This is a genomic window from Acinetobacter sp. ANC 3813, from assembly GCF_002135435.1.
Lineage (GTDB): Bacteria > Pseudomonadota > Gammaproteobacteria > Pseudomonadales > Moraxellaceae > Acinetobacter.
Window position 1 is genome coordinate 175,449 of sequence record NZ_NEGK01000006.1, and the last position, 22,535, is coordinate 197,983.

Below are 22,535 nucleotides of genomic sequence, written 5' to 3' on the forward strand. Positions count from 1 at the left end.
TTATTGCTTGAATCGATTTATTTCTTTTTAAACACAAAAATTTGAAATTGCGCTGTCAATTCAAAGTGCGCCTTTTCTTCCAATGCACTTCTACGCTCCTGTTTTGCTTTATAAGCATACGGCGTCATTGCAATGAGATCTTTCAGCTCTTGCTGCGAAAGCGTTAAAGGTGCATCAATCAGCAACTCCTCCGACAGCTCAAATGCATCCTCAAGCTGCTGCACAAATTTATGCGGCTCGTGCGCCTGCACTTCTTCAAAAAGCGCCTCACGCATCGCAAACAAATGCTGCGGGCCTGGGGTTACCACCATAAGATAACCCTGCGGCTTCAGCACACGCAGAATTTCCGCTTTTGGAATCGGGCTGAATAAACTGGTGCATAAATCAATGGAATGATCCAGCACAGGCAAAGTTGAACCTGTACCCACAACCCAAGTGACTTTCTGATTGGTTTTAGATGCTGCCTGTACCGCATTTTTGGCAATATCTACGCCCACACACTGCAATACTTCATTGCTCATCGCAGTGGTGTAGTATCCTTCACCGCAGCCGATATCCAATAGATTTTCAATACGCAGCTCGCGGATTTTCTGCACTGCAGCCTGCTGTAAAGGCGCATAATGGCCCGCACTTAAAAATGCGCGGCGCGCCTGCACCGATTCAGGCGTATCTCCCGGATTTTTACTGTGCTTATGCTGCACCACATGCAAATTGACATAGCCCTGCTTCGCCACATCATAACTATGATTATTCTCACAGCGCCAAGTTTTATCCTTAAGCTGCAATTGCTCATGGCAAACTGGACACATCAGCAGATTCATCTTTTTCTCCAAAGCCATTCAGGCATTAAAAAAGCCGGCAAACGACCGGCTTTTCATTTCAATTTTGCTTAACGCAATTTTAAAGTCATTAGACCTAAAACTACCAGCATAATTGTAATAATCCAGAAACGGATGACGACCTGAGTTTCGCGCCAGCCTTTTTTCTCATAATGGTGGTGCAATGGCGCCATCAGGAATACACGCTTGTTGCGCATGCGCAGTGAACCAATTTGCAGGAAGACCGAAATCGCTTCCACTACAAACACACCGCCCATAATCGCAAATACGATTTCCTGACGGACCATCACCGCAATTGTACCCAGCATAGCGCCCAAAGACAGTGCGCCGACATCACCCATGAATACTTGCGCGGGATGCGCGTTGTACCACAGGAAAGCCAAGCCCGCGCCAATCATCGCCGCGCAGATCACCACCAACTCAGAAGCATATTTGACATATGGAATATGCAGGTAATTGGCAAAGCGCACATCACCGCCCAAATACGCAAATACGCCTAGACCTGCCGCAACCAATACAATCGGCATAATGGCCAAGCCATCTAAACCATCAGTTAAATTCACGGCATTGGATGCGCCATTAATCACCAAATACGTGAAAATAATGAAGCCGATGCCCAGCGGGATAGCCGAAAGCGGAATACTGATTTCTTTAAAGAATGGAATCAGCACATCCAGCATATCTGCCGTATGCATTGGATTAACCTGCTGTTTTGCAATCACATACAGCGCAATGCCTGCGCCGATTGAACCGACAGACGTCCAAAAGAATTTTTTCTTGGCGGGCAGGCCTGCATTGTCTTTATAGCGGATTTTGATCCAGTCATCCGCCCAGCCAACCATGCCGAAGATGACCATTACAGCCAATACAATCCATACATAAGGATTGGATAAATCTGCCCACAGCAAAGTCGATATGCCAATAGACAGCAGGATTAAAATCCCGCCCATGGTTGGCGTACCCATTTTTTTGGCATGGTTTTCAGGCGCATAAGAGCTGACTGCCTGACCGTATTTTAACGCTTGCAGCTTGCGGATCATGACTGGGCCAAGCGCCAAGCCGATCGTAAGTGCAGTGAGTACACTCAGCAGCGAGCGCAATGTTAAATAACGAACAACTTGGAACGAACTGTGATAGCCCGCAAGTTGCTCAAATAACCATAACAACATTTAGAGTTTCTCCATCAAGTCAGCCATCAGAGTTTCCATGTGGGTATAACGAGAACCTTTAAACAGGAAACTCATGGACTGAGGCTGATGTGTTTCGACTAGACTTAATAAAAGCGGCAAGGCCTGATCTTGGTTTAAAAACGCCTGCAATTTTTTGCCGTATTGCGTGCTGCGCGCACCTTCCTGCACTGCAGGTGAAAACTCACCCACTGCCACAACAAAGTTTACACCTTTTACAGAGACAAGATCACGGCCCAGCATATAATGCTGCTGCGCTGCGCTGTCGCCCAGCTCACCGATATCCCCCATCACCATGACTTTAATACCGTCCTGCTGCGCCAGCACTTCAGCTGCTGCACGCATGGAGGTTGGATTGGCATTATAAGTATCGTCAATCAATAAGTGATTTTTATGCTGAATAAAGTTTAAGCGGCCTTTAGCGCCTTGAGCGTGTTCAAGCCCAACAACAATATCATCCAGCGCTACGCCAATGGACAGAGCAAAAGCTGCGGCCGCTGAGGCATTTTGCACATTATGTTCGCCTGCAAAAGGCAAATCGACATGGCGTGCACCATCCGGCGTATTCAGCGTAAAGCTTGAAGACTGTGGATGCAGCGCAACATCAGTCGCAAATACATCGCCGCCTGCGCCAAAGCTCATGACCTTTTCAGTCTGCACAGCACTGCGGATGGCTTCACTGAAATCATCTGCAGCAGGCAGAATTGAGGTGCCGTTTTCAGCAATATGTGCATAAATTTCCGACTTGGCGCGGCAAATACCGTCACGACCGCCAAACTCACCCATATGCGCAGTACCAATATTGATAATGCCTGCGACATGCGGCTGCACTAAATTTGAGGTGTAATCAATTTCACCTTGATGGCTGGCGCCCAATTCCATCACCGCATATTGATGCTCAGCGCGAAGCTCCAGCAGCATCATTGGCACACCTAAATCATTATTCAGGTTGCCGCGGGTGATTAAGGTCGGCGCAAGGCGGGATAAAATACTGCCCAGCATTTCTTTGGTGGTGGTTTTACCGCTGCTGCCAGTCAATGCAATCACTTTCAATTGCGGATGGGCTGCGCGGCGGTAAGCGCCTAAATGACCTAAAGCTAAGCGGGTATCTTTCACCACCAGCTGGCAAATATCGGCATCGACAGGATGACTGACAATCGCCACTTCACAGCCATTTGCCGCAACTTGCGCAATAAAGTCATGCGCATCGAAACGCTCACCTTTCAGCGCCAAAAATGCATCGCCTGTTTCGGCATGGCGCGAATCGCTTAAAATTCGCTTAATACTGCTTTGCGGCGCTTTGCCTTGATGCCACTGGCCTTGGGTGGCCTCTGCCAATTGTTCTGCTGTCCAAGGCTCTAGAGGCACCGTACTGGTTGTAGAGGTATGCATGTTGTTTCCTATTGCGCTGGATAAGCTGAATCTGTGCTGTGATGCTGTGCGGTTAATGCAGATTGAACCTCAACAACATCATCAAACCAATGGCGTACACCATCAATTTCCTGATAATTTTCATGACCTTTGCCTGCAATCACAACAATATCGCCATTTACAGCCTGCGCTGCGGCAAATTTAATCGCTTCACGGCGGTCATGAATTTCATGCACTGGATGCTGAGCAAAATCAACACCCGCTTTCATGTCGGCAAAAATCTGTTCTGGATTTTCTGTGCGCGGGTTATCTGATGTAATCAGCGCAATATCTGCATGATCCAAAGCCGCCTGTGTCATCAGCGGGCGCTTGCCGCGGTCACGGTCTCCGCCGCAGCCAAATACAGCCCATAGATTATGTGAGACATGACGCTTCAAAGTTTGCAGCACCTGAATTAATGCATCAGGGGTATGTGCATAATCAACAATGAATAAGCGTTCTGCATCACGGATGACTTGCATGCGGCCCGGCGCGCCTTTCAGCTGCGGCGCAGTCTGGATTAAATCCTGCAACGCAAAACCTGCCTGCTCGGCAGCAATCAGGCTGGCCACAATATTTTCGACATTAAAATGGCCCAGCAACGGACTGCAGACATTAAATTCGCCTTGCGCTGTCTGCAATGTAAACTGTGCGCCATCCAGACTGTACTGAATATTCTGAACACGATAATCCGCTGGCTGCGTTGTCGAGTAGGTTAAAATTTTCGGCTGTGCAGGATTGGCTTGAGCCGCTTTCAGCATCATTTCAGCATATTCATCATCAATATTGATAATGGCCGATTTCAATGACGCAAACTGAAACAAACGTGATTTTGCTTCGGCATAAGCTTCTAGTGTTTTGTGATAATCCAAATGATCACGGCTCAGATTGCTGTAGGCTGCAATTTCAATCGCGCAGCCATTTAAGCGGCCCTGCTCCAAACCATGAGAACTGGCTTCAATCGACGCAAATTCTGCGCCTTGCTGCGCATACTGATGCAGTGCATTTTGCATATGCAGCGCATCCAATGTGGTATGCGAAGACGATTCTAAATTCGGTAAAATACCATTGCCTGTAGTGCCCATCACTGCGCAGTTTTTGCCTTGCAGCATCAGCAGCTCTGCAATTAAACGCGAAATGGTGGTTTTACCGTTGGTGCCTGTCACTGCAATAATTCGGGCAGCCTGCACAGGCTCAGCAGCCTGTAAATACTGTTTCTGCCATTGCCCCATCACATGGCGGACATTGGCAACGGTAAAGCTTTGTTCTAAATCGAGATCAGTTTCAGAAATCACACCCAGCGCGCCGCGCTCTAACGCTGCTTGCGCAAATTGAATTGTTTTTTCAGGCTGGGAAAATGAAGTCAGGGCAATAAAAATTTGCCCTGCTGTCACGTTTCGGCTATCCAGATTGAACCCGCTGAAGGACTGTGACATCCATTCAGCCGGCTGTTCAACGGTGTAGAGATCTTGAAATGTAATGGACATTCATCACCTATTTACTGGACATTCGGAGTATCTAAAGGTTTATCTAAAGGCACGTTCATCAGACGCAGAGATTCCTGCATCACCCGTGCAAACACAGGAGCAGACACTGTACCGCCAAAATAGGCGCCTTTCGGGTTTTCGACCACAACCACCATTGCAATTCGCGGATCGCTCACTGGCGCAACCCCTGCAAACAGCGCACGGTATTCTGTGGTTGAATAACCCTTGCGGTCTGGGCGCAGCTTATGCGCTGTACCCGTTTTACCCGCCACACGGTAGCCTGAGACATTCGCTCGGGTTGCCGTACCGCCTGGCATGGTTGCAGACTCCATCATCAGCAGCACTTGGTCTGCAATTTTTGGATCAATCATCTGTTCGCCTTTGGGCTGATCTTCCAGCTTATACAGGCTTAATGGCATTTTAACGCCTTTATTGGCAATCATGGCATAGGCATCTGCAACTTGCAGTACAGTGGCATTCAAGCCATAGCCATAGGCCATGGTTGCAACTTCAGACACATTCCATTTGTTTTTAGGCAAAATCAAGCCGGCACTTTCACCGGGGAATTTCACCGCAGAACGCTGGCCAAAACCTAGACGCTGATAGAAAGTCGGTAAAGTTGCATATGGAAGCGACAGCGCAATTTTCGCCACACCTACGTTTGATGATTTTTGAATAATGCCGCCCAACGTCAGCGCGCCATAGTTGTGGGTATCACGGATGGTGTGGTTGCCGACGCGCATTGACCCCGGTGACGTATTCACCACGGTATTTGGCATGTATTTGCCACTTTCCAGCGCCATAGAGACGGTCAACGGCTTCATGGTTGAACCCGGCTCAAAAGAGTCGACCGCACCGCGGTTACGCATGGCATCTTTATTGCCCAAACTGTTTTTGTCATTTGGGTTATACGACGGCCAGCTGGTCATCGCTAAAATTTCACCCGTTTTCACATCTACCGCTAAAGCTGTGGCTGAACGCGCGTTATTCGCTACGCCTGCGGCAGTCAGCTCACGGTACATAATATATTGCAGGCGCGAATCAATACTCAGGGTAATATTTTCACCCGGTTCTACCGCTTTCACGACTTCCGGATCTTTCACCCGATTGCCTTTTTTGTCCCGGACAATTTGCTGTTCGCCATCAATGCCCGCTAAACGGTTGTTCAGCTGCATTTCCAAGCCTTCAATTCCCATGCCCTCACTATTGGTCAAGCCAATAATTTGCGAGTTGGGCTGAGGCTGAGGATAGTAGCGCTTATAGTTTTTTTCTAAGTACACGCCTTGAAAATCACGTTTCAGAATCAATTCAGCCTGCTGCGGCGGAATTTCTTTCTGCAGCACCAAATAGCGCGAACGCGGGCGGTCGTTTAATTTTTTACGCAGATCACCGCGGTCTATCCCGACTGCATCTGCAAGTTCATCTAAATTCAGGTTTTTATCCGGCAGCTGGCGTTTCAGCTTGCGGTTATTTGGCTCTTTTTCCAGCTGCGCACTGACTTCTTCATAGAGTTTTTTATTGTCAAAATAATCGCGCGGATCCATCACCACTTTCATGACGGGTGTACTGATGGCCAAAGGCACCCCATGACGGTCGTAAATTACGCCGCGCATGGCTTTTACTTTTTCAGTTCTTAAAATATTGGCATTGGCTTTGTTCTGCAAAAAGTCTTTATTGATGACCTGCACATAAAAAGCGCGCCCCACCAAGGCCACAAAGCACAGCAGCACCACACCCCACATGAGGTAAAAGCGCCACATTTCAACACTAATGACATTTCGCTCTGTCACTGACTGCTGCTTTTTCCGTACTGTTTGCTTAATTTTCTTATCAACCATGGTACAGCTAGCCTTATTTTTTCTCTTCTGAAGTCTGCGGTAAAGAAATCACAACCGTTTGCGCCACAGGCGGTGAGTACATCCGCAGCTGCGTCACCGCACGTGTGCCAATTTGCGCTGTTGCGCCAAAAGTCTGCTGTTCAATCAGCAAGCGGCCCCACTCTGCGTTCAGGTCATCCCGTTCACGCACATAGGTACTCAGCTTGCGGTAATCCTGACGGTATTCAAAGACTTGAAACACCACAAAAACTGCGCTTAAGAACACCAGCGCGAGTAAAATGGCATAAGTCACAGCTTTTTTCAGTTTTAAATTATCTGGCGCTTTTTCAGTTGCTTCGGTTTTCATTATTCGCCTATTAAGCTAAACGTTCCGCTACGCGAAGCCAAGCACTGCGTGAACGCGGATTGGCTTTCACTTCCTCTTCACTGGCGCGGACGCGGTCAATCTTTTTCAGTCTGCGGGTATCTTCCCGTTTTTGCGGCAAGCCCCAGCCAGTGTCTTCAGCTAAGGTAGATTCTTTTTGGATAAATTGTTTAATTAATCGATCCTCCAGCGAGTGGAAACTGATCACCGCCAAAGTTCCCTTCGGCTTCAGCACCTCCACAGCTTGAGGCAAGAAAGCTTCAATATCATCTAATTCTTTGTTAATGGCAATACGAATTGCCTGAAATGTACGGGTTGCAGCATGTTTATTTTTTTCCCATTTCGGGTGCGCGACTTTTACAATTTCCGCCAATTGCGCTGTTGTATCAATATAGCCCGCATTTTTGATCGCTTTGGCAATACGGCGGCTGTAACGCTCTTCACCATATTTAAAGATGATATTCGCTAAATCTTCTTCGCCAATATCGACCAGCCATTGTGCAGCAGTCGGCCCTTGCGAGTTATCCATGCGCATATCCAGCGGACCATCTTTCATAAAGCTGAAACCGCGCTCTGCCTGATCCAATTGCGGAGAAGATACACCTAAATCCGCCATGACGCCGTCAACCAGTTCAATGCCTCGCGCATTCAGCTCATGCTGCATATCTGCAAAGCTGGCATGAATAATGGTGAACCGTGAATCTTCCGCTTCTAAAACGGCTGCTGTTTCTAAAGCTTGCGGGTCTTTATCGAAAGCATAAACATGTGAATTTTCATCTAACTTTGAGAGCAATAAGCGCGTATGCCCGCCGCGGCCAAAAGTTCCATCGATATAAATTCCTGTATTCCGCCCTGCAAGCAAGGCATCAATGGTTTCATTAAGTAATACAGAAATATGCGACATATAGAGGGTTTCAGCACGTAAAAAAGTAACTGCATATTATTACCTTGTTTTAATAAAGCTCCAAACGACTTTTTGTTGGAAAATATTATTTTTCATGGGGAAAACCGTTTTTATGATCAACGGCACCGCATTATCGTCATTTGAGATTTATAAAGTATGCATGATGCCGAAATTTCAATTCTGACTGCAGTTCGTAATCACTGCCTTTCCAACATTAAAGAATTGCACCACTGCATATCCCCGCAAGTGCAATTCAGAAAATCAGCAATATTTTCTGATACAAAAAAAGCCAATCCGAAGATTGGCTTTTCACATAATTTGCGATTAACGCTTTGTGTTATAAATCTGATCAAAAGTCGCGCCATTTACGAAATGCGTTTGCTGCGCTTTGGCCCAGCCGCCAAACACTTCATCAATGGTAAAGGTCTTTAATGGCGGGAACTGCGCTTTATATTTTTCCAAAACGGCTGCATTACGCGGACGGTAGAAATGTTTAGCTGCCATTTCCTGACCTAAAGGCGAATATAAATAGTTGATATAGCCTTTTGCCAGCCATTTATTGCCATCTTTTTCAACCGTTTTATCCACAATTGCCACCGATGGTTCTGTCAAAATAGACATAGAAGGATACACAATATCAAATTTGCCTTTGCCCAGTGTTTTTTGTGTCACTAAAGCTTCATTTTCCCAAGTCAAAAGTACATCGCCAATGCCGCGCTCTGCAAACGTTGTCATCGATGCGCGGGCTGCCGAGTCCATCACTTTCACGTTATGGTACATTTTGCCGACAAAATCTTTGGCTTTCGCATCATTGCCGCCCGGCTGCTTCAATGCATAGCCCCATGCAGACAGATACACCCAGCGCGGCAAACCGCCCGTTTTCGGGTTAGGTGTAATAATCTGCACACCCGGCTTGGTTAAATCTGACCAATCTTTAATGTGCTTAGGATTGCCTTTGCGCACCATAAATACAATTGTCGAGGTATACGGCGCAGAGTTATGCGGAAACTCTTTTTGCCAGCCCGGCTGAATTTGACCAGATTTCACGATCTCATCAATATCATTGGCCAGCGCCAAAGTCACGACATCTGCTTTTAAGCCATCCACAACTGAGCGGGCCTGCTTGCCTGAACCGCCATGTGACTGTTTAAAGTCCACAGTTTTACCTGTACGCGCTTTCCAGTACGCGCCAAATGATTTGTTGAATTCATCGTAAAATTCACGCGTTGCATCATAAGAGACATTTAAGAATTCACGGTCTGCCGCATGCGCAGCACCCGAGCTGAGTGCAAAACCTGCTGACAGCACCGCAGCGCTGAAGAATACTTTCAATTGTTTTTTCATAGCCGTACAAAACATTTATCATTAATACTGCTAAATATATAAAAGAAAGCGTTAAAGCTCAATCCACTCAATGCCAGACCAAGTACAGCAAAATCAACCACATCAAATTTAATACATTGTTTTATTAAATAAAATATCAAAACAGTTTACTTTTTCTTTATATATCCGGTTTTATTCTTTATATATCACAAAAATGGATAACCTAAATTATCCACCTTGCACGCTACTTCACATAAAGCAATTTTAATTATTCTTTTCACTGTAAATTTGGTCAAAGACAGCGCCATTCACAAAATGGGTTTTCTGCGCTTTGGCCCAGCCGCCAAACACTTGATCTATCGTAAACGTTTTCACTTTTGGAAATTGCGCAGCATATTTAGCAGCGGCCTTGGAGTCACGCGGACGGAAATGGTATTTTGCAGCCAGCTCCTGCCCTTTAGGCGAATACAAATAATTCAAATAGCCTTTAGCTAAATTGCGATTGCCATTTTTATCGACGGTTTTGTCTACAATAGCCACTGACGGCTCTGCCAAAATTGAAATTGATGGATACACCACATCAAATTTATCTTTGCCTAGGCCCTGTGTCGCCAGCAAAGCTTCATTCTCCCAAGACAGCAGCACGTCGCCAATGCCGCGTTCAGCAAATGTCGTCAATGATCCGCGCGCGCCTGAATCCAGCACTTTGACATTGCCATACAGTTTTTTAACCAGCGCTTTGGCTTTGGCATCATTGCCGCCCGGCTGTTTTAAAGCATAGCCCCAAGCCGATAGATAAATCCAGCGCGGCGCGCCGCCTGTTTTCGGATTTGGGGTAATAATTTCTACGCCCGGCTTGGTCAAATCATTCCAGTCTTTTATATTTTTAGGATTGCCTTTACGCACCAAAAACACAATGGTCGAGGTATAAGGCGCAGAATGATTCGGAAATTCTTTTTGCCAGTTTTTATCAATCTGACCGCTATTTACAATTTCATCAATATCATTGGCCAGCGCCAAAGTCACCACATCGGCCTGCAAACCTGTCGCTACCGCCCTTGCCTGCTTGCCCGAACCGCCATGTGACTGCTTAAAATCGACCTCTTGACCCGTACGCTGTTTCCAAAAAGCGCCAAAGGCTTGGTTATATTCCTGATAAAATTCACGTGTAGGGTCATACGATACATTTAAAAATTCTTTGGCCGCATAAGCCTGTGCCCCTGCACCCGCCAAAAGCGCCAAAATTCCAGCTGATATTGTTTTTTTCATGCTATTTGCTCAAATAGTTTATTAAATGCACTATATAAAGCAAAAATATATTTAACAATCAGTTGCTTATAATATTAAATCCAGTGCATATCTCTTTTAAAGATATGCAGAAATTACTGCACATTTGCCGGTTTTCTGCTAAACCCCGTGCTAATAAGCGCTTCTCCATGCTGTCTCCACAGTTATTTGTTACAAATACTGTCAAGTAAGGACAAATCTGACCAATTTGGTATACTCAAGTTGAAGGTTATTTATATTTTTTGTAAAAAGTGTGACGCAGTTCTACTTTTTTATTGCAAAAGATGGTTTAATCGTTGTACAAATATTAAAAACAACCAAACTAGAATGGTTTTAATATCAATTCAGGGGGAAGTTTGAACATGAAATCACCTTTAATTCAAGCATTGTGCTTAAGCATTGGCTTAGCATTTACAGTGCAGTCAGGACATTCAGCCGCTATTAGCAAACCAGCCAATGGCAAGGTAACAATGCCGGCAGACAAAAAGTCGCCAATTGAAAAAGCGCTGAACCAGCAAAAAAATGAAAATAAATTGCAGTCAGATGACAATTTAAAAGTCTTAACATCTATTAAGGCTGAACCGACCCAAAATTTCTTTGCATCACAAAACCAAAGCTTTACGCGCTTTATTCAATCGCTGTTTATGCAAAACCAATCTTGATCCGCAGCAGGCTTCACCCCCTATTTGAAGCCTGAACACAGCCCAATCACCGAATGTTGAATTAAGCATTAAGTGATTGGGCTTTTTCGTTATAATAGTTCCAATTTACATTCTGAATAATATCCAGTTATGACAGTCCGTACCCGTATTGCACCTTCTCCTACTGGCTTTCCTCATGTAGGAACTGCCTATATCGCCCTGTTTAACCTTTGCTTTGCAAAGCAGCATGGCGGCGAATTCATCCTTCGTATTGAAGATACAGATCAGCTGCGTTCTACGCCTGAATCTGAAAAAATGATTTTAGATTCTTTACGCTGGTTAGGCCTGAACTGGTCTGAAGGTCCAGACGTGGGCGGCCCGCATGCGCCTTACCGCCAATCTGAACGTATGGGCATTTACAAGCAATATGCTTTAGAACTGGTTGCAAAAGGCCATGCATTTTACTGTTTCGCAACCGCTGAAGAGTTGGATCAGATGCGTGTAGAACAGCAAGCGCGCGGTGAAACACCGCGTTATGACGGCCGCGGCTTATTACTGTCAGAAGAAGAAGTACAGCGCCGCCTTGCTGCTGGCGAAGCGCATGTTATCCGCATGAAAGTGCCAACTGAAGGTATTTGCACATTTGAAGATATGCTGCGCGGTGAAGTTGAAATTCCTTGGGCGCAAGTCGATATGCAAATTCTGTTAAAAACAGACGGCTTGCCAACATATCACCTAGCGAACGTTGTTGATGACCATTTGATGGAAATTACCCACGTGATCCGCGGTGAAGAATGGATTCCTTCTGCGCCGAAGCACCAATTGCTGTACCAATACTTTGGCTGGAACATGCCAGTACTGTGCCACATGCCATTACTGCGCAACCCGGATAAATCAAAACTGTCAAAACGCAAAAATCCAACTTCTATTAACTATTATAAAGACATCGGTGTGCTGCCTGAAGCTTTGCTGAACTACTTAGGCCGCATGGGCTGGTCAATGCCGGATGAAAGCGAGAAGTTTACGCTGGCTGAAATGATCGAAAACTTCAACATTAAGCGTGTTTCTCTTGGCGGTCCAATTTTTGATGTTGAAAAACTCAATTGGTTAAACGGTCAATGGATTAAAGGCTTAACGCCTGGCCAACTGCTCGACACCTTATTGGCATGGAAAGCAGACCGTCAAACCCTTGAAGAAATTGCTGCTGCTATTCAGCCGCGTATTAACTTGCTGTCTGAAGCAGTGAATTGGGCTGGATTCTATTTCAATCAGTTCCCAAGCTTGAGCAAAGAACAATTTGAAAGTAAGAAATTGACTGAAGAACAAGTTCGTCAAAGCCTTCAATTTGCAATCTGGCGCCTTGAAAGCATGTTCACTTGGAATAATGATACGGTAAGCCAAACTTTAATGGACTTGGCGAATCAAATGGAAATTAAACTCCGTGACTTCATGCCTACCTTCTTTATTGCGATTGCTGGTTCAACATCATCTACCCCAGTCATGCAGTCGATGGTCACCATTGGCCCTGATTTGACCTTTGCTCGCTTGCGCCATGCGCTGGAAATTGTCGGCGGACCAAGCAAGAAAGAAACAAAAGTGTGGGAAAAACTCAACGAAAGCCTAAAATTGCCGAAAAATGATGCAGTTGATGAGGCTTAACTGATTTTTTAGTTGACGTGCGGGTGTTATATCCATAATATAGCGCTCACACAGACTGGGGTCATAGCTCAGTTGGTAGAGCGCTACAATGGCATTGTAGAGGTCAGGAGTTCGATCCTCCTTGACTCCACCAAATTTCGTTTTACCTGTGTATGCCTCACTTGTCCCTATCGTCTAGAGGCCTAGGACATCGCCCTTTCACGGCGGTAACCGGGGTTCGAATCCCCGTAGGGACGCCATATTCCATATGGCTTCAAGCTATATGATAAAAAACCCAAGCATTATGACTTGGGTTTTTTATTGCCTGCACATTCATCGTCTTGCATAAAAACAGCACTTTAACTCAGCTTACTTTTGCATTCTGCGCTATTCAGATTAAAATACCCCATAGATTAAAATTATGGAGTTGCAATGCAATACCGCTGCCCAAAATGCCAAAGCCCTAAAATAATGCCTGTTGCTCAAGCAGGTGAACCTGCAGCGCGTCCAGTAGTACCTAAAAGCCTTGTTCTACTTATTCCCGCTGTTTTTATTCTGCTGCTTTTAGTCATTATCAGCATTGCAATGTGGATTTTTGGTGATGGCGCAGGCACAGCACTGCAAACCGCAACAGTTGCCGTATTTGTCGTATGTGTGATTGCAGGATTTCTGTTCTACCGCGATCTGCCAGATTTTAAAATTTCTATGCAGGGCTTTATGCAATCGCAAAAAAAATGGAAATGCCGTGAATGCAGTCACGAATGGGAAATCTAATTCCTGCACACCCTCGCGCTCAGCCTGTTTAATGCTGATGTGAACGGCTATGATGATGCGGATGCGCATCATCATGCCCTTCGTCTTGATGCTCATGAGAATGTTCATGCGCAATACAGGCATCGTCTTCAATCTGCAGCGTCATCTCGCGAATGCCATGTACATGGCTCAGCATCTCCAAAGCCTCTTGATATAAGACATTGCGGTCAGCATCTGGGGCAAGCAAATGCACAGTCAGATGAATATTCTTTGAGGTAATTGCCCAGACTTTTAATTGGTGAATACTCTCCACCCCTTTTAAAACCAATAAATCATTGCGCAATTTTTCAATATCAATCTCTTCCGGAACACCTTCCAGCAAAATATTGATACTTTGCTTCAGCAGAATCCATGTCCTCGGCAGCACCCAAAAACCAATCAGCACCGCAATAACCGTATCCACCCACATCCAGCCAGTAAAATAGATCAGCACAGCACCTATAATGACTCCAACTGAACCCAAAGCATCACTCAGCACTTCCAAATACGCGCCTTTCACATTTAAGCTGTCTTGCGAACTGGAAAAGAGGATACGCATGGAAATTAAATTAATGATCAGCCCGATCACCGCGACAATCAGCATGCCCATGCTTTGAATTTCAGGCGGATGGCTAAAGCGCTGATAAGCTTCATACAGAATATAAATGGCCACCATGAACAGCATCGAAGCATTAAACAACGCAGCTAATATTTCAAAGCGCTGATAGCCGAAGGTGCGCTTGTCATCGGCTGGCAATTTGCCGATTTTAATAGCAGCCAAAGCAATCGCTAAAGCGGCGGCATCGGTAAACATATGCGCCGCATCTGACAATAAGGCCAGACTTTGTGTCATAAAGCCCGCAATCACCTCAATCACTAAAAATGCAACGGTCAGCATTAATGCGAAACTTAGCTTTTTACTATTGCCCTCAGTCACAACTGCGTGGCTGTGGTCATGGCCCTCACCCATATTCACCTCAATACTTGAAACAGAATTGATTTATTTTTCAGTTTAGTAGGAAATTAATGTCTCTTAAGAAAATTACATTGCGCGCTCAATCACGACCGTTTTCAACATCAATTACAAAAAATCACATTAGTATTTTTTATTTTTTCACAATCTAACAAACCGGCCTACACCATGAAAATCGACAACTTATTCAATTAAATGCTTATATAGCACTGTTTTCACAATTATTAATCTAAGAAAAAACATTCCGCCAGACTTACTTTATTATTTTATTCATGTTAGTTTTCATGAATAATACTTACCCGTTTTAACAAAAAATAAACGGGAAAGTGTTATACAAATCACTATAAAATTAATATTGCCAGCAAAAGTACACCCACTGTAAAGGAGTACAAGATGATCACACAAATTATAAAAATGATCAGTTCTGCTTTATCTAAACTTTCTGACCAGAGTGCATATGGAACGCACTCGCTTATTCAGGAAGCAAACAACAACTATGCGCAGGGAGAATACTTCGCACACTTGGCAGCACAGCACCATCAAGAGTTCCTATTACACCATTCAGATGGGCTTGCCGACTCATCTCTGGTCGATAGCCGCAACGCAATGTGGAGTTTTTTAAACGCCGCGGTCAGGGGGCACCGTGAGGCGCAATACAAGCTTGGGGTAGCCTATTTAAATGGTGAATTTGGCTTAGAGCGGAACTTTAGTCAAGCTGAAGCATGGTTAAAAAAAGCCGCGGCTCAAGGGCATCCTTTAGCAAGCAATACGCTTAATCAGGCTTATCAGCAAATCGCCTTTTCATAAAACATAAGATATAAAAAAACCAGCTCAAAAGCTGGTTTTTTTCACATCATGATTGGAGATTAAGCACCAATTTTGCGGTATTTTTGACGCTTAGCAACCAAATCATCACCATCACGCTTACGGCGATATTCTTCAAACTCAGTATAGTTACCGTCGAAGAATTCAGGTGTTTCACCTTCAAATGACAAGATATGCGTTGCAATACGGTCTAGGAACCAACGGTCATGCGAAATCACCATCACTGTACCTGGGAAGACCAGAATTGCATCCTCAAGTGCACGTAAAGTTTCGATGTCCAAGTCGTTTGACGGTTCATCGAGCAAGATTACGTTTGCACCCAATTGCAGTATTTTCGCCAGCTGTAAACGGTTACGCTCACCGCCTGACAACTGACCTACACGTTTTTGCTGATCTTGGCCTTTAAAGTTAAAGCGGCCGATGTACGCACGAGATGCGATTTCGTATTCGCCAATCTTTAAGATATCTAAACCGCCAGAAACTTCTTCCCAAACCGTTTTGTTGTTATCTAATGTGTCACGAATCTGACCAACATACGCCACTTTAACCGACTCACCCAGTACGACAGTACCTGTATCCGGCTGTAAATCGCCTGTCATCATACGGAAGAGCGTGGTTTTACCTGCACCGTTCTCACCGACAATACCTACAATCGCTGTTGGCGGTACAACGAATGATAAATCTTTATACAAGGTGCGGCCATCAAACGATTTGCTGATGCCTTCAACCTCTACAACCTTGTTGCCTAGACGCGGGCCAGGTGGAATGTAGATTTCTGAAGTTTCGTTACGCTGTTGGAATTCGCGCGAGTTAAGCTCTTCAAAACGCTCCATACGCGCTTTGTTTTTCTTTTGCTGACCTTTCGCATTAGAACGAACCCACTCAAGTTCTTTCTTCAATGCTTTCGCAAAAGATTCTTCTTGCTTGTTCTCTTGCTCTAAGCGGGCATTTTTCTGTTCTAACCAAGAAGAGTAGTTGCCTTGGTAAGGAATACCCATGCCGCGGTCAAGCTCAAGAATCCACTCTGCAACGTTATCCAAGAAATAACGGTCATGCGTAATCGCAACGATTGTACCTGCAAAGTCTTTCAAGAAGCGTTCTAACCAAGCCACAGATGAAGCATCTAAATGGTTCGTCGGTTCATCAAGAAGCAACATATCTGGTTTAGAAAGCAATAAACGGCACAATGCGACACGGCGGCGTTCACCACCTGAAAGCAAAGTTACATCTGCATCCCAAGCTGGAAGATTAAGCGCCGCAGCAGCTTGATCCATTTGGTTCACAATGTTGTGCGCATCCCAAGCATGGATGATACCTTCAAGCTTTTCCTGCTCTTTTGCAAGCGCATCAAAGTCAGCATCTTCAGCAGCATACTCAGCAAATACTTCGTCCAAACGCGCTAAAGCATCTAGGGGTTCACGCAAGCCGTCTTCAACGTTGCCGCGAACGTCTTTATTCGGATCCAGCGGCGGTTCCTGCTCTAGATAACCGATCTTAATACCCGGCTGTGCACGAGCTTCACCAGAGAAATCTTTATCTACGCCAGCCATAATACGAAGCAGGGTCGATTTACCCGCACCGTTTAAACCAAGCACACCAATTTTTGCGCCTGGAAAGAATGATAAAGAGATGTCTTTCAAGATTTCGCGTTTAGGCGGAACCATCTTCGACACACGGTTCATCGTGTAAATATATTGGGCCACGCAGGACTCCTCAATAGAAAAAGCAGATGCGGGGCATGACCAGCATGCCCCAGCTCAAATGAGCAAAAAAACAATCGGGGCATTATACGATAAAAGCGCCGAAAACATAAGAAATGCTGAAGAACTTCCATAGTTTGTTACAACTAAGGCCGTGTTTATTTTTCAACCACTGCATTACACAATTAAATGGCGCTGATTTAAGATAATTCAACAGTGCATATATGAAGAAAATAGAATTGTTTTTTATAAATATTCACTTTTATTCATATTCAAAAATGATAGAGTGATTAAATAACCACCTTAAAATTAACGAATATAGTTGAAGCAAAAATGACTTACAAAGATGAAACTTTAGCGATTCACGCGGGGTACAGTCCTGAAGCAACCACGAAGGCTGTTGCAGTTCCGATATACCAAACCACGTCTTATGCTTTTGACAATACACAGCACGGCGCGGATTTATTTGATTTAAAAGTTCAAGGCAACATTTATACCCGCATTATGAACCCAACCACCGCCGTGCTGGAACAGCGCTTAGCTGCGCTGGAAGGCGGTATCGGCGCTTTGGCGCTCGCATCAGGTATGGCGGCGATTACCTATTCAATTCAAACCATTGCAGAGGCAGGTGACAATATTGCATCGGTTTCAACGCTATATGGCGGCACATATAACTTATTTGCCCATACATTGCCGAAGCAAGGCATTGAAGTGCGTTTTTTCGACTATCAACATCCTGAAGCATTACGTAATTTAATTGATGAAAAAACCAAACTGGTTTTTGTGGAATCCATTGGCAACCCTCTAGGCAATATTATTGATTTAGAGGCCATTGCTAAAATTGCTCATGAATATGGCGTACCGGTCATTGTCGATAATACCGTTGCTACGCCTGCCCTGCTCAAGCCTTTTGAGCATGGCGCAGATATTGTGGTGCACTCCCTCACCAAATACATCGGCGGTCACGGCAACTCGATTGGCGGGGCCATCGTCGACAGCGGCAAATTCCCTTGGGGTAAATATCCTGAACGCTTTAAAGTATTAAATACTCCGGATCCAAGCTACCACGGCGTCAATTATGTTGAAGCTCTGGGTGAAGCGGCTTATATCGCGCGCGCCCGCGTTGTGCCCCTGCGCAATACCGGCGCTGCGATCAGCCCGCTCAGTGTATTCCTGATCCTGCAAGGCTTGGAAACACTCAATCTGCGTATGGAGCGCCATACCTATAATGCGCAGAAAGTGGCGGAATATCTGCAGGCGCACCCCAAAGTCAAATGGGTCAACTATGCAGGTTTAAAAGATCACCCACAGCATGCTTTGGCGCAAAAATATGTCAAAGGCACACCGTCCGCAATTTTATCTTTTGGCGTACAGGATGGCCGTGAAGGCGGCACCCGCTTTATTGATGCCCTGCAGCTGTTTACCCGTTTGGTCAATATTGGCGATGCCAAAAGCTTAGCGTGCCACCCCGCTACCACCACACACCGCCAGCTGAATGAAGCAGAGCTGAAAACTGCCGGCGTCAGCCTAGATATGGTCCGTTTATCCGTAGGCATTGAACATATTGATGATTTGATCGCAGACTTGGAACAGGCCTTAGCTGCTGTTTAACGTTAAATTCCGCTCCCCCTTACAAAGCCTTCTGTTTCATTGCGAAGGCTTTTTTATTGGCCAATTTTTTTCTTAAGCATTCCCTTGCTTTATTTTTTATTCATGGTAAAAATTAACTATGCAGACCATTTAATTTTAGAGCTTTTACTCTAAAATAATTTTTAATTTCAATAAGTTAATTTATAGATTTTCCCATCAAATACGCTATCATAACCATGCTGAATACGGCTGACTTTCACTCCGTGAATATCAAGCTGATGAATAAAAACAAACGCACTGAATCACCTTCATTCAGATCAGGGAACGCACCGTGAAACAAAGATTAGAAAAACGCTTTCAAGAAAAAGTGAATGGCAAAGTCGTCCTCATTACTGGCGCTTCCAGCGGCATTGGCTTAACTGCAGCCCACCGCCTTGCGGATGCTGGCGCGCATGTACTGCTGGTGGCCCGCACCAAAGAAACTTTAGACGAAGTCAAAGCGGAAATTGAAGCCAAAGGCGGACAAGCCTCAGTGTTTCCATGCGACTTGAATGATATGGATTCGATTGATGAAGTGTCTAAACAGATCCTGGCTTCTGTAGATCATATTGACATCCTCATCAACAATGCCGGCCGCTCAATCCGCCGCGCAGTGCATGAATCCACAGACCGTTTCCATGACTTTGAACGCACGATGCAGCTGAATTACTTCGGCGCGATCCGTTTAGTCATGAATATTTTGCCGCAAATGATGATTCGCCGTGACGGCCACATCATCAATATCAGCTCAATTGGCGTATTGGCGAATGCGACGCGCTTCTCTGCCTATGTGGCATCTAAAGCTGCATTAGACGCCTTTAGCCGCTGTTTATCTGCAGAAGTGCATTCGCATAAAATTGCCATTACCTCTGTTTATATGCCTTTGGTGCGCACCCCGATGATTGCGCCGACCAAAATCTACAAATACGTGCCAACACTGTCGCCAGAGCAGGCTGCAGACCTCATTGCTTACGCGATTGTGAAGCGCCCGAAAAAAGTCGCAACCAATTTGGGCCGCCTTGCGTCTATCACCTATTCTATTGCGCCAGACATCAATAACAAACTGATGTCGATTGGCTACAACCTGTTCCCAAGCTCTTCTGCCTCTGTCGGGCAGCAGCAAAAACTGAACTGGGTACAGAAAGCCTATGCCCGCCTGTTCCCAGGTGAGCATTGGTGATAAACACACAATACTCCAAATGAAAATAAGCCCTTTGCCGGGCTTATTTTTTTATGGCTTGAAAAATTCAAAGCAAACGGTACAGGCCATTGAACGTGCCTTTCATAAATTTGCTTAAGATTTAGTTCCTCTATTCCAGCCTGATGCCGTACACTATGACTTGCAGTTTCAGCTGCAATTTTTTTTATGAACAAATTTTGGGTGCAATCCACATGAACAATCTGCAATGGCTCGATGAAGTAAAATTTAACGAACAAGGCTTAGTGCCTGCTATTGCACAGCATCATCAAACAGGCCGTATTTTGATGGTAGCGTGGATGAACCGTGAAGCTTTAGCCCTGACTGCGGAAAAAAATCAGGCGGTTTACTTCTCGCGCTCGCGTCAAAAACTGTGGCACAAAGGCGAAGAATCAGGCCACTTTCAAACTGTGCATGAAATCCGTCTGGACTGCGATGCAGACGTAATTGTGCTGCAGATTGAACAGCATGGCGGCATTGCCTGCCATACAGGCCGTGAGTCGTGCTTCTACCGTAAACTTACCCCAAATGGCTGGGAAATTGTGGATGCACAGCTCAAAGATCCATCTGCAATTTACGGCGAAAAATCGACAAACTCACACACAGCAGCCATGAATGCTTCAAATGCTCAATCTGAACAAGTTGAAGTGCTGGACTATCTCGGCAAGATGATGGCTGAACGTAAAGTGGCAGATCCTGAATCATCATATGTGGCAAAGCTTTACCACAAAGGCCTCAATAAAATTTTAGAAAAAATTGGCGAAGAAGGCGTTGAAACCATTATTGCAGCCAAAGATTTTGACAACGAAGCCAATGAAGACAACAAAAACGATTTAATTTACGAAGTGGCTGATCTATGGTTCCATACCATTGTGATGCTAGGCTATTTCGACCTAGACCCACAGTTGGTATTGAATGAGCTGGCACGCCGTCAAGGTTTGTCTGGCTTAGTTGAAAAAGCCAACCGTACGCATTAAGCCAGCACACAGCAGTGACTGATCAGAAAAAACCGAACGCAACCTATGAGCAGGCCACTGCCATCGATAACGCTCGCCTAGGCAAATCTTTTAAAGTCATTGCCTATGCAGGCACCGGTAAAACCACGACCCTGCAAATGATCAGCGATGCCATGCCTCAGCGCCGCGGCATGTATCTGGCATTTAACAAAGCCATTGCCTCTGAAGCGCAGCAGCGATTTCACGGCAATGTAGACTGTCGGACATTCCACTCGCTGGCTTACCGCAGCGTTCCACGTGGAGTCACAGACAAGCTGCGCCTGCCAAGGCTCAGCCCGAGCTTCATGGCCAAAGAATACCGCTTAACGCCCATTACATTGCGCCGCATGATGGGCGGGCGCTATGAACAATATGTCCTGATGCCGTCACGCTTGGCCAGCCTCGTGGCCAATGCCGTCAGCTACTTCTGTTCAACAAATTCACAATACCCTGCCCCTCGCCATTTACAGGCGCCCAGCTGGCTGCATCCTGACGATATCGATTCGTTGCAAAAACATCTTTACCCCTCAATTGAGCGCCGCTGGCTGGAATCCATTGACCCGCATCATCAAGCAGGTATCGGACATGACATCTATCTCAAACTGTGGGCGCTGTCTGAACCGAATATTCCAGCCGATTATGTGCTGTTTGATGAAGCGCAGGATGCTGATCCGCTGATGCTGGGCATTTTGCTGAAACAGCGCAGCACGCAAGTCATTTATGTCGGCGATGCGCATCAGCAGATTTATGCTTGGCGCGGTGCAGTCAACGCCATGCAGCAGCTGCCTTTGCCTGAATCACGCCTCACCACCTCTTTCCGTTTTGGTGAAGAAATTGCGCTGAACGCCAATGCCATTTTGGGCGCTCTGAATGAAACCGTGCCGCTGCTGGGCAATCCGCTGATGAATTCCAAGGTGGTGAATAAACCGCATACCAAGCAGCGTGACGCCATTTTATGCCGCACCAATGCACGCGCTATGGAGCTGCTGCTATCAGGTTTAGTGCAGGGCGACAAAGTCAGCCTGCAGGCGGATCATGCAAAACTCAACCGCTTTGTTGATGCCGCATCCATGCTGAAACAAGGCAAGCGCGTGACCGATGTGCCGGAACTGGCTTGGTTTAACTCTTGGCATGATGTGCATGAATATTGTGAAACCAATGACGGCAGCGACATTAAGCCGCTGGTGAAACTGGTGGATGATCACGGCACCGATCCACTCAAGCGCGCGCTGGCCAAAATCACCCCGATTGATCAAGCCGACTACATCATTTCCACTGCACATAAGGCCAAAGGCTTGGAATGGGAACGCGTGCACATTGAAGATGATTACCAATTCAGACTGAACGAGAAAGACTATAAGATTAGTGACGAAGAGTTACGATTGCTTTACGTGGCCTGCACACGTGCTAAAGTAAGTTTAAATATCCATCATATTTATGATTTGATGCAGCAGCTCAAACGTGAAATGCCGCAGTCATTGCGCAAAGCGGTGAGTTGAACCGTT

At 45.6% G+C, this 22,535-nt stretch carries 19 protein-coding genes and 2 tRNA genes; 10 read left to right on the forward strand and 11 right to left on the reverse strand.

What is annotated here, in order from left to right; translation table 11 throughout:
• Positions 1–17 precede the first annotated feature (17 nt).
• The 9 genes from B9T34_RS10890 to B9T34_RS10930 form a co-directional block, all read right to left on the reverse strand.
• Complete coding sequence (locus B9T34_RS10890) at positions 18–821, reverse strand: putative RNA methyltransferase (protein ID WP_086213159.1); 804 nt, start codon at positions 819–821, stop codon at positions 18–20.
• 68 nt (positions 822–889) lie between these two features.
• Positions 890–2,008, reverse strand: coding sequence for a phospho-N-acetylmuramoyl-pentapeptide-transferase (mraY, locus tag B9T34_RS10895; RefSeq protein ID WP_086213160.1), 1,119 nt, complete (start codon positions 2,006–2,008; stop codon positions 890–892).
• A complete protein-coding gene (locus tag B9T34_RS10900; protein ID WP_086213161.1) occupies positions 2,009–3,418 on the reverse strand; it encodes a UDP-N-acetylmuramoyl-tripeptide--D-alanyl-D-alanine ligase in 1,410 nt (469 codons plus the stop codon).
• 8 nt (positions 3,419–3,426) lie between these two features.
• Entirely contained in the window at positions 3,427–4,923 is a 1,497-nt protein-coding gene (locus tag B9T34_RS10905) for a UDP-N-acetylmuramoyl-L-alanyl-D-glutamate--2,6-diaminopimelate ligase (protein ID WP_086213162.1), read from the reverse strand.
• An 11-nt stretch (positions 4,924–4,934) separates the two neighbouring features.
• Positions 4,935–6,761 (reverse strand): penicillin-binding protein PBP3, encoded by a 1,827-nt coding sequence (gene ftsI / locus B9T34_RS10910; RefSeq protein ID WP_086213163.1) that lies wholly within the window; start codon positions 6,759–6,761, stop codon positions 4,935–4,937.
• Positions 6,762–6,774: 13 nt separating this feature from the next.
• Positions 6,775–7,107 (reverse strand): cell division protein FtsL, encoded by a 333-nt coding sequence (gene ftsL, locus B9T34_RS10915; protein WP_086213164.1) that lies wholly within the window; start codon positions 7,105–7,107, stop codon positions 6,775–6,777.
• Positions 7,108–7,117: 10 nt separating this feature from the next.
• Entirely contained in the window at positions 7,118–8,029 is a 912-nt protein-coding gene (gene rsmH / locus B9T34_RS10920) for a 16S rRNA (cytosine(1402)-N(4))-methyltransferase RsmH (RefSeq protein WP_086213165.1), read from the reverse strand.
• Between the two features lie 324 nt (positions 8,030–8,353).
• The gene (locus B9T34_RS10925) at positions 8,354–9,373 is read right to left on the reverse strand and encodes a sulfate ABC transporter substrate-binding protein (protein WP_086213166.1); all 1,020 of its coding nucleotides are present in this window, start codon (positions 9,371–9,373) and stop codon (positions 8,354–8,356) included.
• A 243-nt stretch (positions 9,374–9,616) separates the two neighbouring features.
• Positions 9,617–10,621 (reverse strand): sulfate ABC transporter substrate-binding protein, encoded by a 1,005-nt coding sequence (locus B9T34_RS10930; protein WP_086213167.1) that lies wholly within the window; start codon positions 10,619–10,621, stop codon positions 9,617–9,619.
• Positions 10,622–11,001: 380 nt separating this feature from the next.
• Between B9T34_RS10930 and B9T34_RS10935 the strand changes: the two genes are divergently transcribed.
• From B9T34_RS10935 to B9T34_RS10955, 5 genes are all read left to right on the forward strand, one after another.
• A complete protein-coding gene (locus B9T34_RS10935; protein WP_086213168.1) occupies positions 11,002–11,301 on the forward strand; it encodes a hypothetical protein in 300 nt (99 codons plus the stop codon).
• 129 nt (positions 11,302–11,430) lie between these two features.
• Positions 11,431–12,939 carry a glutamate--tRNA ligase gene (gene gltX, locus B9T34_RS10940; protein ID WP_086213169.1) on the forward strand — a complete coding sequence of 503 codons (1,509 nt, stop codon included), beginning with the start codon at positions 11,431–11,433 and terminating at the stop codon, positions 12,937–12,939.
• Between the two features lie 57 nt (positions 12,940–12,996).
• A tRNA-Ala gene (locus tag B9T34_RS10945) sits at positions 12,997–13,072 on the forward strand.
• A 30-nt stretch (positions 13,073–13,102) separates the two neighbouring features.
• Positions 13,103–13,178: transfer RNA gene (locus B9T34_RS10950), tRNA-Glu, on the forward strand.
• 172 nt (positions 13,179–13,350) lie between these two features.
• The gene (locus B9T34_RS10955; protein WP_086213170.1) at positions 13,351–13,692 is read left to right on the forward strand and encodes a hypothetical protein; all 342 of its coding nucleotides are present in this window, start codon (positions 13,351–13,353) and stop codon (positions 13,690–13,692) included.
• Between the two features lie 28 nt (positions 13,693–13,720).
• Here B9T34_RS10955 and B9T34_RS10960 read toward each other — a convergent pair whose 3' ends face one another.
• Positions 13,721–14,680, reverse strand: a complete 960-nt coding sequence (locus tag B9T34_RS10960) for a cation diffusion facilitator family transporter (protein ID WP_086213171.1) — start codon at positions 14,678–14,680, stop codon at positions 13,721–13,723.
• 396 nt (positions 14,681–15,076) lie between these two features.
• Between B9T34_RS10960 and B9T34_RS10965 the strand changes: the two genes are divergently transcribed.
• Complete coding sequence (locus tag B9T34_RS10965) at positions 15,077–15,490, forward strand: tetratricopeptide repeat protein (RefSeq protein WP_086213172.1); 414 nt, start codon at positions 15,077–15,079, stop codon at positions 15,488–15,490.
• A 59-nt stretch (positions 15,491–15,549) separates the two neighbouring features.
• Here the strand turns inward: B9T34_RS10965 and ettA are convergent, their stop codons facing one another.
• A complete protein-coding gene (gene ettA, locus B9T34_RS10970) occupies positions 15,550–17,211 on the reverse strand; it encodes an energy-dependent translational throttle protein EttA (RefSeq protein WP_086213173.1) in 1,662 nt (553 codons plus the stop codon).
• A gap of 330 nt (positions 17,212–17,541) precedes the next feature.
• On the opposite strand from ettA, the gene B9T34_RS10975 reads away from it, so the two are divergent.
• The 4 genes from B9T34_RS10975 to B9T34_RS10990 all read left to right on the forward strand — a co-directional run bounded on the left by B9T34_RS10975 (position 17,542) and on the right by B9T34_RS10990 (position 22,529).
• Positions 17,542–18,819, forward strand: coding sequence for an O-acetylhomoserine aminocarboxypropyltransferase/cysteine synthase family protein (locus tag B9T34_RS10975; protein WP_086213174.1), 1,278 nt, complete (start codon positions 17,542–17,544; stop codon positions 18,817–18,819).
• Positions 18,820–19,129: 310 nt separating this feature from the next.
• The gene (locus B9T34_RS10980) at positions 19,130–20,017 is read left to right on the forward strand and encodes an SDR family NAD(P)-dependent oxidoreductase (RefSeq protein WP_086213175.1); all 888 of its coding nucleotides are present in this window, start codon (positions 19,130–19,132) and stop codon (positions 20,015–20,017) included.
• A gap of 212 nt (positions 20,018–20,229) precedes the next feature.
• Entirely contained in the window at positions 20,230–21,012 is a 783-nt protein-coding gene (hisIE, locus tag B9T34_RS10985; RefSeq protein WP_086213224.1) for a bifunctional phosphoribosyl-AMP cyclohydrolase/phosphoribosyl-ATP diphosphatase HisIE, read from the forward strand.
• A 14-nt stretch (positions 21,013–21,026) separates the two neighbouring features.
• Complete coding sequence (locus B9T34_RS10990; RefSeq protein WP_086213176.1) at positions 21,027–22,529, forward strand: UvrD-helicase domain-containing protein; 1,503 nt, start codon at positions 21,027–21,029, stop codon at positions 22,527–22,529.
• Positions 22,530–22,535: the final 6 nt, after the last annotated feature.